The sequence below is a fragment of the Reichenbachiella sp. MALMAid0571 genome (genome assembly GCF_040151475.1).
Lineage (GTDB): Bacteria > Bacteroidota > Bacteroidia > Cytophagales > Cyclobacteriaceae > CAXBNB01.
The window spans coordinates 1-14,315 of the sequence record NZ_JBDKWG010000078.1; the positions used below are offsets into that span (position 1 = coordinate 1).

Below are 14,315 nucleotides of genomic sequence, written 5' to 3' on the forward strand. Positions count from 1 at the left end.
ATTAGGTACTTGTTCACATGCTTTTTCAATGATTGTTTTACTTTTTTTTCATAACTTCAATTCTTATTTTGTGAACTCCGAAGTTAGAAGTTCTTTGGCATTCCCCGAAGGGCTTCCGACGAAGGAGGTTCGTTCAACAACAACTACACCATCGAATTAGATGATATTGAACTCATGTTGGATCATATAGAAAGTGATCTATTCCCTGTCCCAAAAGAAGAGTTGAATTTCAATCAAATCTTTCTAATGGGACACAGCCGAGGAGGAGGCATTTCGATAATAAAAGCTGCTGAAGATTCAAGGATCAAAAAACTGATAACACTGGCCTCTGTATCTTCTCTCACCTCAGTTATGCCCGTTTCTGAAATTCTGGATACATGGAAGCAAAAAGGTGTTCATTATATTTTCAATTCCCGAACCAAGCAAAATATGCCCTTATACTACCAATTAGCTGAGGATTATTTCGCAAATGAACAAAGATTTAATGTCTTGAAATGTGAGTCTCAATTGGATATTCCTCACCTGATTATACATGGCAACCAGGACGAAACTGTGTCTTTGGATTCGGCTATTGAACTAACAGAAATATCAGATACCGCAGAACTTTTCGTCATCAAAGATGGAAATCACGTTTTAGGTGGTAGCCACCCTTTTCCTGAAAGTCAACTTCCTGACCATGCTTTGCTTGCTGTCAACAAGGCTATTGATTTCTTGAGTTAATACTAACAGCACTTAACCATGGATCCTATCCTCTTCCTTTGCCTGCTGAACAGTAAAAACGATCAATTGATCCTTACCCACGATAAGTTGATTGTCATTTTCAAAGGAAAATCACAGGTGTTTTATCGTAGCAACATTTTAAAATTAATTCTTACCAGAAAAAAGCTGATAGTACCTCTGGTAATTGGTGGCATAGGCGCATCAATGTCTGTTATAGCCATGTCTATGGGATGGTATTACAGACAACTCAACCTGATTATTATTTTTCTGTTTTTAGGAATACTCTATTATGGCATTACTGGAAAAGATGCCTTGGAATTGTTCGAAAAAGGACACTCTACCATTTTTTTATTAAATAAGACCTTACCTTCCATTCAGAAATTTCTTTCTGTTTTCAACAGTAGTCAGGCTCATTTGCAATATACCAGCCAAAATTTCATCTACCATCTTGCTGACCCCAAAGAATGGGAAAGTCAACTAACAGAAGAGCACTTCACTCCTGTTAATTTTGAAAATGAAGGATTTGTGCATGCCTCCAATGCTACTCAGGTAAGAGAAACCTATCAAAAATACTACAGCCATAAAGATGCAATCGTGTTGCTAACTATAGTCCCGGAATTTCTTTCTGCTCAATTAAAGCATGAGTATAACTCTGATAGAAAGGAGTCTTTTCCACACATATATGGATCGATCAACAAAACAGCTATAGTCCGATTGCAATACTATTCAGCAGAGACTGCTACAAATTTTATTGGTTAGAAGGTTGTTACTTAGCAGCCAATTGTTCGGCTTCATCAAACAATTCAAGTGCCTGTTGGAAAATCTCATTGGTTTCATTGTAGATAGGGTAAAAACCATTGCTTTTCCAAATTCCTCTGGCAATTTGTGCCTTTACATAAGTTTTCATCAACTCTTTTGAATGATCGTATTGCTTTTGGTTGAGTTTCAGACTGTTCTTTTCGGCTAAAGCCACCATATCTTGCAACATTTTATCCGTTACTTCAAAAGACTCTTTGAATGAATCAAAGCCTTTTTCTTCCAACTTCTCTTTGTTGCTTTCATTGTAGTGCAACGCATATTCTCTGATAGTACCTGTAGTGAATAATCTATTGAGGTAAACACTGTTCTGCGTAGTGTCTAACGGAACAAAGTAATCCGGCACTATGCCACCTCCACCATATACCGTACGTCCTTTGGCTGTATGAAACACCAAAGAATCGTTCAATTTTATACTATCTGCACTGAACATTTCTCCTTTGCTGTACCTTTTGTGAAAATCATCTTTGTAGTAATCTTCTTGACCATTTTCGTAAGATTTCTGAATTGATCTGCCACTTGGAGTGTAGTATCTGGAAATCGTTAGTCTCAATTCTGATCCATCGCTCAATTCTAAGGGCAGTTGCACAAGCCCCTTTCCAAAAGAACGCCTGCCTACTACCAAACCTCTGTCATTATCCTGAATAGCTCCTGAAACTATTTCGGAAGCCGAGGCACTTCCCTCGTCGATTAAAACGATAAGTCCTCCGGACTCAAATATCCCTTTTCTGCTTGCACGGTGTTCCTGATTGTATCTGAGTTCCTTTCCTTTGGTAAAAACAATCATAGGGTCTGAAGCCAAAAGTTCATCTGCCATTTTTATAGCTCTGTCCATATAACCTCCCGGGTTTCCGGTAAGATCCAGAATCAATTTAGTCATGCCATCAGCGACCAATTTCTCAAGTGCCGCTTTGAATTCTGTATAGGTAGTAGCCGAAAAACGATTGATTTTGATGTAACCAATTTCATCATCCACCATATAGGAAGCATCAAGCGAAAACTGGGGTATTTTGTCTCTTGTAATCTTAAAATCTAAAAAGTCAGTCACATTCTTCCGCTTGATAGTCACATTAACTTCACTGCCTTTTGGCCCTCTCAACTTATCAAAAACCCCTCTGGTATTGATCCCAATTCCAGCTACATTTTCTCCATCTACTTTCACAATTTTGTCTCCGGACAGCAAACCCACCTCTTCCGATGGACCTCCACTCAAAGGTGCTACTACATAAATAGTATCTCTGAAAATATTGAATTCAATGCCTATACCATCAAAATTACCTTCTAGTTCCGACTTAGAATACTCATGGTCTTTAGCAGGAAGATATACAGTATGTGGATCAAGTTTTTCCAACATGGAAGTGATTGCTGTCTCTACCAGATTGTCAGTTTCTACCTCATCAACATAATTTCTGTCTATGTAATTGAGTATCTCGCGAAACTTAAAGATACTGCTGACAACATCGTTTTTGCTCCCTATTGGGGAAGTCATATTTGCACCAATCAAAATCCCACCAGCAATAGCGATGGATAACAACAAAGGAAGTTTTATGTAGTATTTAGAGTTTTTGATTTCCATAAATCACAGTAGAGTGTAGCACTTTAATACGTTCATCAACGAATTAAGATACTAAAATAGCAAAATCAAAGATATTATAATGTCAGCAATCTTATTACTCTAAAGAATAAAAGCAGATAAATGGAAGAATAATAAAAAAGACAGGAGTTATACGTCCCAATCCTTTTTATGATTGCTCACCTTGCTGTTTGGAAGGATGATCGGGCAAACAATTGCCAAGACAAAAAGAGCAAGAATGATAACTAACATTGTCATAACTATAGTATTTATTTTGAAAGTTCAAAAATAGATTCTTACCTCCACTAGTCAAAACATTGTGGCAAATAAAATATCTTCCACCTATTTTTCTTTCCTTAAGTTAATCCTTTGGGTAAACAAATTTTAAAGGTTCATTATTATTTAATAGACTCATAACCTCACATTGAACCTCGATTAACATTTAAACGTTTAATTTGTGTAACCACCAAAAATTATATACCATGAATAGCCAGACAGTTGAACTAGAATTACTGGAAAGCATGAAGCATTTAAATGCTAACCAAAAGAATGATGTACTGAGTTTTGTAAGAAATATTTCCTCGCAAAACAACATCAAAACAAGAAACAGAAAAAATGCACTCAGAGAAATAAGAGCAGCATTAAAAAAATAATAGTTTTAGTCTTCGGAAAGAACTATTATTTCATCTTTTTCCGTAAGTTCAAAGTATTCTGATTTTATAGGATTGACTACCACACCATAGTCATGGTTGACATCTTTACTCTTCGCAGCAATCCTGTAACCTATAGCTACTTCGTTTTTCCTGGCAGCTGATTCAAGTATGGTATAGAAGTTAATCTTTTCTCCAACAGTTACATATTCAGTAGCAGGCTTAATATAAATTTCTGAACCATCCGCATCAAAGAGATCCTCAAATACCCGCATCAGGTATTTATTTTCAGACACCTGAGTCATCAACAAACTAAGTAGTTTATCACTAACTATAAAGTCATCCGCACTGGTTATATCAGCGAGTTGCCTGTTTTTCATGTCTATCATCTCACTTACCAACTTGATGTGTTTTTCGGATTTCTCCGTAATGCTTCTGATATGCAGTAGTGTAATCAAGGTCTGAGCATCCGCTTCTTGTACAGGGAAATGCTGCTCATAACATAGCAACATCACATAGTCATAGTCTGTAATACCCAGCTTCTCTATCGTTTCTCGCTCTGTAGTTTCGGCTTTCTTAAATTCAATGGTGAGATTCTTAAGCGTAGGTTTTAATCTTTGAAGAATAGGAATTGCATCTTCAAACTTAGACACCACTTTCACAGTGGATCCAAATGGCGTGTATTCATCCAGTTCTCTGATTATATTCTTTGCCCGGTCGTTCCAGCCAATCACTAATATTTGTTCTTCTCGTTGCTCTTCAATTGATCCCTCAACAATACGATCTTCAAGAATTTTAAAATCTGTTTTACCAGAAGGAATCAACGTATCATCATCTTCAGTAATACCAATTACCTTGTCTCCTTCATTGAAAATAGTTTCCATGGGAGGGTTAATTGCCACAGTCCCATCTGCAAATTGCAATCCCATAATAGCAGAAGCTTCGTAGGCAAAAATTACTTCTTTGAAGTCTTTTCCAACCAATGATGGTTCTTCCATAAAGTAGATTTCATCCCCACCATAGTCCATTAGCTCAATGTAAACAACACTCAATCCGGACTGACGGCTGGTTTGAACCATTATTCTTGAAATAAAATCATCCGAAAGAATCAATTCGACTTCATCCTTACCGACCATCTTAGCTACTTCAAAGTTTTTTCTGTCCTGAATTTCAGCAGTGATATGATACGGTTCTTTTCGTCGTTTGGGGTTGGTGACGATTGCCACTATGGTTTTTATTATTTGTGAATCGGAGTTTTCATTGTCTTTATCCAAGATAATAATCGATTTGGAATCAAAAGGATTGGCTATGTAAATATCATCCACATCAATTGGATTACCTGTCCTGCATATAACACGTGTGTTCGCAGTATTACCTACTTTCAGACGAATTTCATCCTCCATCTCTACTTTATCCTTATTAGCAAGAATGACTATTACCCCCTCTTTGAGGTTTTCATTGGCAAGAATCAATTCTGAAATAATGGTAAAAATTTTGGAAGACCAACCTAATATAATGGTATGCTCCTCCTCAATTACAAATGAACGTCCTTTTCTAAGTTCCTCAAGTTTGGTTAATATACCATTGGATACAAGACCAATAAGAGTCGATAACACAACAACTCCTACGATTGTTACTAACAGAAAATAAATTCTCAAAAACCAATTAGTATCCGTGCCACTAAGTACTCCGGGATCCAATACCAGGTTGAGGTTTGCCCAGATTGAATCCAGGATGCCAAAGTTTTCATGGTCGTTGGGCTTCATACCAAACAACATCAAAAGAAGGGCAAATATGAGTATTACCACTAAAGACAATATTCCAAGCCATGAAATCAGGGCAACAGTACCTCTGGCAACAAAATTATCAAACTTATACTTAGCCTTAGCTTTAAAAGATGCGTCCTTTTTCATTTATTCCTATTATACGTGGCTTTCTTACTACAACCATTAAAAGTAATGAATAAGTAACGAGTGTCACAAACATACATTCAATTATAATTCCTCAAAACTATACCATTCTTTGTAAAAAGAGAGATTCATTTTGATAATATCAGGTAATAATTAGGTAAGATTGAAATTAATTGAATTGCCACTGAAAGTTCAAGTATTACCTGATTTCATAGAAAAAGTCATTTGAAGTAAATCAACCTTAACACGTAATCTAATTCACAGCAGGGTTTTAAAATTACAAATTGAAATCCGGAGGTTATAATTTAAACTTAACATTTACATATATGTTGGATGAATTTTATTTTTATAAAATAATGCTATATTTAAGATTCACTTTTTGGTACCTATGCAAAAAATTCTACCAATTGAAGGCAACAAACAAAAGACAAAACCCCTATCGGTAGTTCATCGGTCAGGTCAGTATGATTCGGGCTATCTTGATTCAGAACTTTGGGAAGCTTTTCGAAATGACAGCATGCTGGCTTACAAAGCCATATACATGGAATATGCTGACCTCCTGTTTAATTATGGTAGAAAAATAATAGCAGAAGACGAACTTATTAAAGATAGCATACAGGATTTTTTCGTTGAATTATGGAATCGCAGAAAAAACCTGGACAATGTCAAAAGCATTCGAGCCTATTTATTTGTTGGATTCAGAAGAAAGCTACTTGAAAAAAAGAAAAAGATGTTGCGGTTTCAAAGAATTGATGATACTGAAAATTTTGAAATCATTCTTTCTAACCATATTACCCTTCAAAACATTGGTATAAAGGAAGATAAAATTGCCCCACTGGTAAAAGCATTAAATGACCTTCCTGAACGGCAGAAGGAAGCAGTCTTTCTTAGATTTTACAATAAATTATCTTGTAATGAAATTGGGGAAATATTAGACATCAACTCCCAATCAGTTTATAACCTTATCCATAGGGCTTTAAAAATACTCAGGCATGTTTTATCATCATTCGGAGTTCTGCTACTTTCTTTTGCAAACAACATTTATTGATTTTTTTTAGGCTGAACAAACTCTTTCATTCAATTTTCACTTCTTTCAGCACTAACTGAACAACTCATAAACTCTTGTAAATAATTTTTTTACATTTTTTCTGCTTTAGGTGAGTAGAATATTTCATTTACCTCTCTTATATACTAAGAACACTAAAGCAATCCATGAAGAACGTAGATTATACTGTTGAAGAAATCATTAAAGACGAGTACTTTCATAAATGGTTAATCGAACCAGACTCAGCTTGTGATGAATTTTGGAACAAGTGGATGGGTAATGATCCTGCCAAAATCAAAGTTATTGAAGAAGCAAAAAGCATATTATTATCATTATCTTTTCATGAGGAAGAGCTTTCTCCAAATGAAAAAAACAAAATTTGGAATTCCGTCTATGATATAGTTGGAAAACCTCAAATTAAGATGTCACATATCTGGTACAAATTGGCAGTGGCAGTGAGTATTTTGATTTTTGGTGTGTTTACTTTTCTGTCACTAAAGTATATCGACGATCAAAACGACAATAACAACAATGAGATAGTTTATATAGAAAAATTCATTCCAAAAGGACAAAAATCTATTATAAGGTTAGAGGATGGTACAGTTGTAAAATTAAATTCCGGAAGTAAAATCCGCTACCCGAAAAATTTTCAAAAAGATTCCAGAGAAGTTCATTTAGAAGGTGAAGCATTTTTTGAGGTTGTAAAAGATCCATTACGGCCTTTTAGTGTCAAATCCGGAGAGATTGAAACCACTGTGTTAGGCACATCATTCAATGTAAAAGCTTACCCTGATCTGGAATACATCAATGTTGCAGTTGTGAGTGGTAAGGTCTTAGTAAAAAATAATTCCTATCTAAAAGCAAAAGCACCAAAATCCCAAATCGTTAAGCACTTGACTCCAAATAAAATGGTCACCTATGACCGAAAGAAACGACTCTTTATAAAATCTGATTTTATTGTAGAAGAATTGCTTTCCTGGAAAGATAATACCATCTATTTTAAGGATACGGATTTTGAAGGAATCCGACATGTACTGGAGCGATGGTATGGGGTAGAGTTTAAAATGGAAAAACAAATAAAAATTGATAAAGATTTTAGCGGAAGATTTGAAAACAAGTCGCTCAGTGCCGTCATGGAAGGCATAAGTTTTTCACTTGGCTTTCAATATGAAATTGTAGGATCCGTAGTAACAATCAAATAACAATAACTATGATACAGATGTAAATTATTAAAAAAAGAAAACCGACTTCAAGGAAGTCGGTCTCATGATGTCCGGCTCTAAGTAAGTTGTTCAAATTATTGGGGAATAGTTCGGAATACTACCAGAGCCTATTTTCATTAAAAAATGTTTAACAAAAATCATGTAAACTTATGGAGTTTAAAGTTTTACACCAAATTATTACTATGTCTAAATACGGGCTTTTAGGACTATTTATACAGTGTCTGTTATTCAACGTGATCACAGCTGCAAATACCAGTGCCCAAAAGAGTATTGAAGACGTGATTTTGACCATAGAATTTAAAGGTCAAAAAGTAGAAAAAATATTTTCTGAAATTGAAGAAAATACAGATTTTAATTTCTCTTATCAAAAGAGCATAACCAGAGGGAAAAACGTCGGTTCAACCCTCTTAAAAAGTAAATCTTTAGGATATGTTTTAAGACACATATCTAAGGAAACGGACCTGCAATTCAGAAGAGTAGATAATAGCATCTTTGTCAAGGATGGTAAAGATTCAAAAGACTGGAATGCAATCGAAGACAATATTAAGATTTCAGGAAAGGTAACTTCAGATAAAGGAGAATCATTACCGGGGGTGAGTGTCGTAATAAAAGGTACAACTACCGGTACCATCACTGACCTGGACGGAAATTATTCTTTTAACGCTCCTGATGATTGTATTTTGGTTTATAGTTTCGTTGGTTTCAAACCTCAGGATGTACCAGTAAACGGAAGGAGCACTATTGACCTGGTAATGGAAACAGATGCCACAGAACTGGATGAAGTAGTGGTAACAGCACTTGGAGTTGAAAAAAATGTAAAGGCTATTGGGTATTCAATTGAAACTTTGGATGGAGAAGAAATTTCTAAATCCTCCACTTTCAATGTATTAGGAGCTTTAAATGGCAAAGTTGCAGGTGTTCAAATAGGTGATGGCAATGGTGTTCAGGGTGGAACGACGAGAATTACCATTCGGGGAAACAACTCTTTGTTAAATGGAAGAAATCAGCCACTAATCATTGTAGATGGTGTAGCTATTGACAATGATATAGCAGGAACTGACAATGCAACGTCTCTAACCGGAAATGAATCAGGCAAAGACTGGGGATCTGGAATCAATCAAATAAACCCTCAGGATATTGAAAGTATCAACATATTAAAGGGAGCAAATGCTGCTGCTTTGTATGGTGTGAGAGGTGGTAATGGTGTAATCCTGATTACCACCAAAAGAGGTAAAAAAGGTGAAGGGATAGGAATTGATGTAAGCATGACCAATATGGCCATCGAAACATTTATGTTCAGGGATGTTCAAAACCGATTTGGCCAGGGAGCTACTACTGCAGGAGAACCAACTTTTCCACAAGACGATGAAGGAAACAACCTGTTGCCAGCGGTATCATATTGGGGTTCAGGAGCCAGTTGGGGACCTGAGATGCTGGGACAGGATGTTTTGTGGTGGGATGGAGTTGTCAGACCTTTTTCTCCACAACCCGACAATGTCAAAGACTTCTTCCAAAAAGGAAGTAATAAAATTTACAATATAGCTTTTTCAGGAGCAAGTGACTTAGGAAACATGAGGGTATCCATTACCAATAATAAAACAACTCCAGTCACTCCAAATACAGAAAGAGAACAAACAACTTTTAGCTTAAACAGTTCTCTCAATGTAAGTTCTAAATTACGTGCAGATGTAGTACTTTCTTACTCACAATCAGAGCAGCTAAATTCACCAACTTTAGGAAGTTCTGAAGCATCTATTGGAAAAAACCTTACTTACAACTGGCCGAGAAGTTATAGAATTGATCTTGAAAGGGATAGCTACAAATTACCAGATGGAACACGAGCTCCTGCCGGAATCGGATACCCAGCTAATAATGCGAGCTCTGGAAACCTCGGAAGAACAGGTAGCTTTTTCTGGGATCTTAACGAAAACAATCAAACCAGATTGAGAAATCGTCTAATTGGATCGATAGTATTGAACTATGATGTAAATGACTGGATCAATGTCAATGCAAAAGTGGGTCTTGATAATTATAACGACGATAGAATGTCAAAAAACACCCCTTGGGATGCATTAGGACTTCAGCGAGGCTTTTATCAAAGATACTTGGGACAAAGCCGGATTGAAAACCACCAGGTAATGGCATCTGCCACCAGAAATATCACGCCCGATATTATAGCCAAACTTTCAGTAGGTGGTGAATACTACAGCCAGAACTTCCAAAGCATACAAGGACAGAGTGGAAATGCAAATCGTGGTTTTGCCGATCCGTATTTGTTTACGTTCAGCAATATAAATTATGCTTTGTCAGCGGACGGTAGGCCTCCTTTGAATTTTGTAAATAATAATATAGTACCCAAAGAAGGGGTTAACAGAAAGGAAATACAATCTTTGTTTTCATTTCTTGATTTAAGCTACAAAGATTTCCTCTTTTTGCAGGGAACATTCAGAAACGACTGGTCATCTACTCTTTCTACCAGTCAAAGTCCATTCAATTACTTTTCAGTAAGTGGAAACTTCAATTTTACTGATGCGATTGAAACTATTCCTGATGCAATCTCTTTTGGTAAGTTGAGACTTGCCTATGCACAGTCTGCAAATGATGCACTTCCATATAGTACCAATGCCACCTACGAAAAGGGAACTTTTGGAGGAGCTATTACCGCCAAGGTAAAAGGTTCTATTCCAACTCAGGAAATCAAACCTGAAAGAGTCAATAGTTTTGAAGCCGGATTGAATCTATCATTTTTGAAAGATAAAATTCGATTTGATGGTACGTACTACTCGATAGTATCTACCGATCAGTTTGTTAATTCCCCTGTACCATTATCTTCAGGTTTTTCTACTTTGAAAATCAATACAGCAGAATTGACCAATGAAGGATTTGAATTGATCATTAGTGCAACGCCTATTCGTACCACAAATTTCACATGGGATGTCTCCTTCAATATGGGAAGTAACAAAAACTATGTAACGAGACTGGATGATAATGGTGACGCAGAAGTGCTTCGTCTGGGGGGAATATTTGGCAATAACGGACCTGCTATTGAAGCAAGAAAAGGTGAACAAATAGGAGCCATTGTTGGCTGGGATTATGTCTATTTTGATGAAAATGGAAATGGAGAAACCGATGGTTCAGAAAAACGTCCGGAAAATAGAATAATAGATGAAGACGGTGAATGGTACGACCTTACAGAAGAGAGGGTTATTCTTGGCAATGCCACACCTGATTGGACAGGAGGCTTTAGTTCAACGCTTTCCTGGAAAGGATTTACACTAAATACTTTGATGGACATAAAAATGGGTGGAGATGTTTTCTTTGGATCTTATGCTACTTCCGTGTCCTTCGGACAAGCTCCTGAAACCTTAGTTGGACGAAATGCTGAGTTAGGAGGATTGGCATGGACTGATGACGAAAATGTAACACACAACAATGGCTTATTGAAACCAGGCGTGTACGCTGATGGTACTCCCAATGACAAAGTAGTTCCTTATTGGTACACTCATCTTGACATGTTTAACTGGGGGCCTACCAGCGGGCCAGTATCTCCATCTATCTATGAAGCATCGTGGGTAAGGTTGCGAGAACTTTCTCTTTCTTATAACCTGCCACAAGAGATATTGAGTAAAACAGGATTTATCAAAAACGGAAGCATAACCTTAATTGGTAGAGACTTATGGTTTTTATACAACACAGCTCCTGATAACTTAAATCCAAGTGCTATCAATGGATCAGGAATATCTCAGGGAATAGAGTGGGGACAACTACCTACAGCCCGAAGCTATGGCTTTAATATCAAACTTAGCTTCTAATCTGGTGTTGAATTTTAAATTTAGAACGATGAAAAAGATAAAAATAATTATATCCGCTATTGTGCTCTGTGTAATGTCATTCAGTTGTGATGATGATTTCGCTGAGTTAAATACCGATCCAACTCAGCCACTAGATACGAATGAAGCTTTCTTGTTTGCAGGAGTCTTGTCTTCAATGCCTTTTAATAACAATCAGGTTTTATACCTTGACAACCATAACATGTACCAATGGTCACAATTATCTGCATCCACAGGAGGGCCGGAAGAAATAATCAATTTTGCTCAGGAAGCCGTATGGAACCAATATTATAGTATGTTAAGAACTGCCAGCGATTTGGAAGCAAGACTTCTCAAAGAATCCAATCAGGACTTAAATATCAATAGAAAGGGCATGCTTATGATCGTAAAGGCCTACATGGCTCTTAAAGCCACAGATTTGTATGGGCCAATGCCTTATTTCGAAGCAGGACTGGGTGCAACAAGTGAAGTCAGGCCTGAATATACTTCTCAGGCAGATATTTATGCATCAGCATTAGAAGACCTGAAGTGGGCAGCAGATAATATGACTACCGATAGTGATCAATTTTCTTATGGTTCCGGAGACGTGATATATAATGGTGACATTACTCAATGGCGTAAACTTGCCAATTCATTGCGATTGAGATATGCATTACGTATGTCAAATGTTGACGAAACTGCTGCAAAAGCAATTATTTCAGAAATATTGGCACCTACAGAACCATTGGTAATGACTAGTGCCAGCGATAATTTGGAATTTACTGTAGCAGACGGTTTTGGGGTAACTCTTTATTACGGCTTTCAGTATTATGAAGGAATAAGAATGGGAGAGGTAGCATGGGGTGCTATGACCGAGGGTGATCCAAGCATCACAGACGGCAGTAACATTATTGACCCCAGGGTTCATATTTATTTTGAAACCAATGAGGACGATGAATGGGTAGCAATGCCACAATCACCAGCTGATCGCGACCTTGTCACCAATCATCCTTATGATGGCCCCAGAAGAGGGCAGGATGATTCTTTTTCTTTTAGAGGAAATTATTCTGCATTCAATTGGTATTTAGTCAATGGACCTGCTAATGGCAATGCCGGTGCTCAGGTTCATATTGGTTATCCCGAAGTATGTTTTTTAATCGCCGAAGCTTATCAAAGAGGTTTTGCTACAGGTAATGCACAGGAATGGTATGAAAAAGGAATCAGGGCTTCCATGGATCAGTGGTATGAATTTGGAGCAGGTGGCAGACACCTCAATGACCTTTGGGAAACAGCTCCTGCTAAACCAAGTGATGCAGAAATAGATGCTTATATCGCCAATTCCAAAATAGCATATAATACTACTGACGGGTTAAAATTAATTCATACTCAAAGGTGGTTGAATTCATTCCTTAATTCTGAAGAAGCATTTCATTTGTATAGAAGATCAGGACTTACTCCCCGGGTAGAAGTAAGAGATGATGTGTCTAATGACCTTCAAGATCCCAGAAGGATAACCTATCCGGCTGATGAGGTCAACAACAATTACGCAAATTATTCTGCCAATACTGCCCGACTTACAGGAGGAGACAAAGTTACTTCCAGGGTATGGTGGGATGTTAACTAAATAACATCAACAATTCAACCTACAAAGCAACTCATCATTTTTGATGGGTTGCTTTTCTTATTACATGGAATCCCTGCCTGACGGACAGGCTGGCATGAAATAATTACACAAAAACAACTATTAAAGGTATTAATGAACTATTTCCATGTTTCTTAAATTAGACACATATAAAAACTATCTAAGATGAAAATACATTTTATGAAGATCAGCCTGATTCTGATTATAACAATTCTTATTAACTCTTACTCCTACAGTCAGTCAACAGATTGTGAAGTTAAAATTGAAAGTATTTCAGGATCATATACAGGTGATTGCAAAAAAGACCTTGCTCATGGGCAAGGGATATCAAAAGGAACAGATACTTACGAAGGTGAGTTTAAAAAAGGATTTCCCGATGGTAAAGGTAAATATACATGGAGCAATGGTGATGTTTATGAGGGAGGATTCAAGAAAGGATCAAAAGATGGAAAAGGTATTCTAATTGTTGGAAAGGTTATCAAGGAAGGATACTGGAAGGAAGATGAGTTTATAGGAAAAGATCCCTATACCTACAAAGTAATGAGCAGAGACAACACAATCACCAAAATTACAGCAATAAGAAAAGGTACAGATAAAAATCAGGTTGACATTACTTACCAAAAATTAGGTAGAAAAGTTAGTTATGGCAATATTCAGGTTAAAAATTTAGTTGGTAATTTTGGTAGTATCGTCCAAAATCAATGGGTAAAAACGATGCAAGCTGTCGAATATCCCGTTAGAATGGTGATAAGTGGCAATGATAATTTTGATTTACTAATTAATCAACCAGGCTATTGGGTTGTAACTGTAGAACTAGTGAAATAAAGGATTTATCACATTGCAGAACCTATTTACAAAAGGTCAATCTCACTACTAAAAAGTATCCTCTAAATATAGAGTTTTCTCAAATGAGATGCGTCATATTAA

General features: G+C 36.7%; 10 protein-coding genes. 8 read left to right on the forward strand and 2 right to left on the reverse strand.

Going from position 1 to position 14,315, the window contains the following annotated elements; all coding sequences use genetic code 11:
- The first annotated feature begins 174 nt into the window (after positions 1-174).
- Both AAOP42_RS01725 and AAOP42_RS01730 read left to right on the forward strand, forming a co-directional pair.
- Positions 175-720: an alpha/beta hydrolase family protein gene (locus AAOP42_RS01725; protein ID WP_349526726.1), complete on the forward strand. Its 546-nt coding sequence runs from the start codon at positions 175-177 to the stop codon at positions 718-720.
- Between the two features lie 18 nt (positions 721-738).
- Positions 739-1,479, forward strand: a complete 741-nt coding sequence (locus tag AAOP42_RS01730) for a DUF952 domain-containing protein (RefSeq protein WP_349526727.1) — start codon at positions 739-741, stop codon at positions 1,477-1,479.
- Between the two features lie 7 nt (positions 1,480-1,486).
- Here AAOP42_RS01730 and AAOP42_RS01735 read toward each other — a convergent pair whose 3' ends face one another.
- Positions 1,487-3,112: a S41 family peptidase gene (locus AAOP42_RS01735; protein ID WP_349526728.1), complete on the reverse strand. Its 1,626-nt coding sequence runs from the start codon at positions 3,110-3,112 to the stop codon at positions 1,487-1,489.
- A gap of 479 nt (positions 3,113-3,591) precedes the next feature.
- Here AAOP42_RS01735 and AAOP42_RS01740 point away from each other — a divergent pair, with 479 nt between their 5' ends.
- On the forward strand, positions 3,592-3,762 hold the full coding sequence (locus AAOP42_RS01740; protein WP_349526729.1) for a hypothetical protein: 171 nt from the start codon (positions 3,592-3,594) through the stop codon (positions 3,760-3,762).
- 5 nt (positions 3,763-3,767) lie between these two features.
- Here AAOP42_RS01740 and AAOP42_RS01745 read toward each other — a convergent pair whose 3' ends face one another.
- On the reverse strand, positions 3,768-5,672 hold the full coding sequence (locus AAOP42_RS01745) for a CASTOR/POLLUX-related putative ion channel (protein ID WP_349526730.1): 1,905 nt from the start codon (positions 5,670-5,672) through the stop codon (positions 3,768-3,770).
- 385 nt (positions 5,673-6,057) lie between these two features.
- Between AAOP42_RS01745 and AAOP42_RS01750 the strand changes: the two genes are divergently transcribed.
- From AAOP42_RS01750 to AAOP42_RS01770, 5 genes are all read left to right on the forward strand, one after another.
- The gene (locus tag AAOP42_RS01750; RefSeq protein ID WP_349526731.1) at positions 6,058-6,717 is read left to right on the forward strand and encodes an RNA polymerase sigma factor; all 660 of its coding nucleotides are present in this window, start codon (positions 6,058-6,060) and stop codon (positions 6,715-6,717) included.
- Between the two features lie 164 nt (positions 6,718-6,881).
- Positions 6,882-7,916, forward strand: a complete 1,035-nt coding sequence (locus AAOP42_RS01755) for a FecR family protein (RefSeq protein ID WP_349526732.1) — start codon at positions 6,882-6,884, stop codon at positions 7,914-7,916.
- Positions 7,917-8,086: 170 nt separating this feature from the next.
- A complete protein-coding gene (locus tag AAOP42_RS01760; protein ID WP_349526733.1) occupies positions 8,087-11,749 on the forward strand; it encodes a SusC/RagA family TonB-linked outer membrane protein in 3,663 nt (1,220 codons plus the stop codon).
- 28 nt (positions 11,750-11,777) lie between these two features.
- Positions 11,778-13,370, forward strand: coding sequence for a SusD/RagB family nutrient-binding outer membrane lipoprotein (locus AAOP42_RS01765; RefSeq protein WP_349526734.1), 1,593 nt, complete (start codon positions 11,778-11,780; stop codon positions 13,368-13,370).
- 183 nt (positions 13,371-13,553) lie between these two features.
- A complete protein-coding gene (locus AAOP42_RS01770; protein WP_349526735.1) occupies positions 13,554-14,213 on the forward strand; it encodes an MORN repeat-containing protein in 660 nt (219 codons plus the stop codon).
- The last annotated feature ends 102 nt before the right edge of the window (positions 14,214-14,315 follow it).

Bases quoted from the DNA above. Each gene is read 5' to 3' on its own strand.
- AAOP42_RS01725 (WP_349526726.1), top strand. From the start codon at position 175: ATGTTGGATCATATAGAAAGTGATCTATTCCCTGTCCCAAAAGAAGAG.
- AAOP42_RS01730 (WP_349526727.1), top strand. From the start codon at position 739: ATGGATCCTATCCTCTTCCTTTGCCTGCTGAACAGTAAAAACGATCAA.
- AAOP42_RS01735 (WP_349526728.1), bottom strand. From the start codon at position 3,112: ATGGAAATCAAAAACTCTAAATACTACATAAAACTTCCTTTGTTGTTA.
- AAOP42_RS01740 (WP_349526729.1), top strand. From the start codon at position 3,592: ATGAATAGCCAGACAGTTGAACTAGAATTACTGGAAAGCATGAAGCAT.
- AAOP42_RS01745 (WP_349526730.1), bottom strand. From the start codon at position 5,672: ATGAAAAAGGACGCATCTTTTAAAGCTAAGGCTAAGTATAAGTTTGAT.
- AAOP42_RS01750 (WP_349526731.1), top strand. From the start codon at position 6,058: ATGCAAAAAATTCTACCAATTGAAGGCAACAAACAAAAGACAAAACCC.
- AAOP42_RS01755 (WP_349526732.1), top strand. From the start codon at position 6,882: ATGAAGAACGTAGATTATACTGTTGAAGAAATCATTAAAGACGAGTAC.
- AAOP42_RS01760 (WP_349526733.1), top strand. From the start codon at position 8,087: ATGGAGTTTAAAGTTTTACACCAAATTATTACTATGTCTAAATACGGG.
- AAOP42_RS01765 (WP_349526734.1), top strand. From the start codon at position 11,778: ATGAAAAAGATAAAAATAATTATATCCGCTATTGTGCTCTGTGTAATG.
- AAOP42_RS01770 (WP_349526735.1), top strand. From the start codon at position 13,554: ATGAAAATACATTTTATGAAGATCAGCCTGATTCTGATTATAACAATT.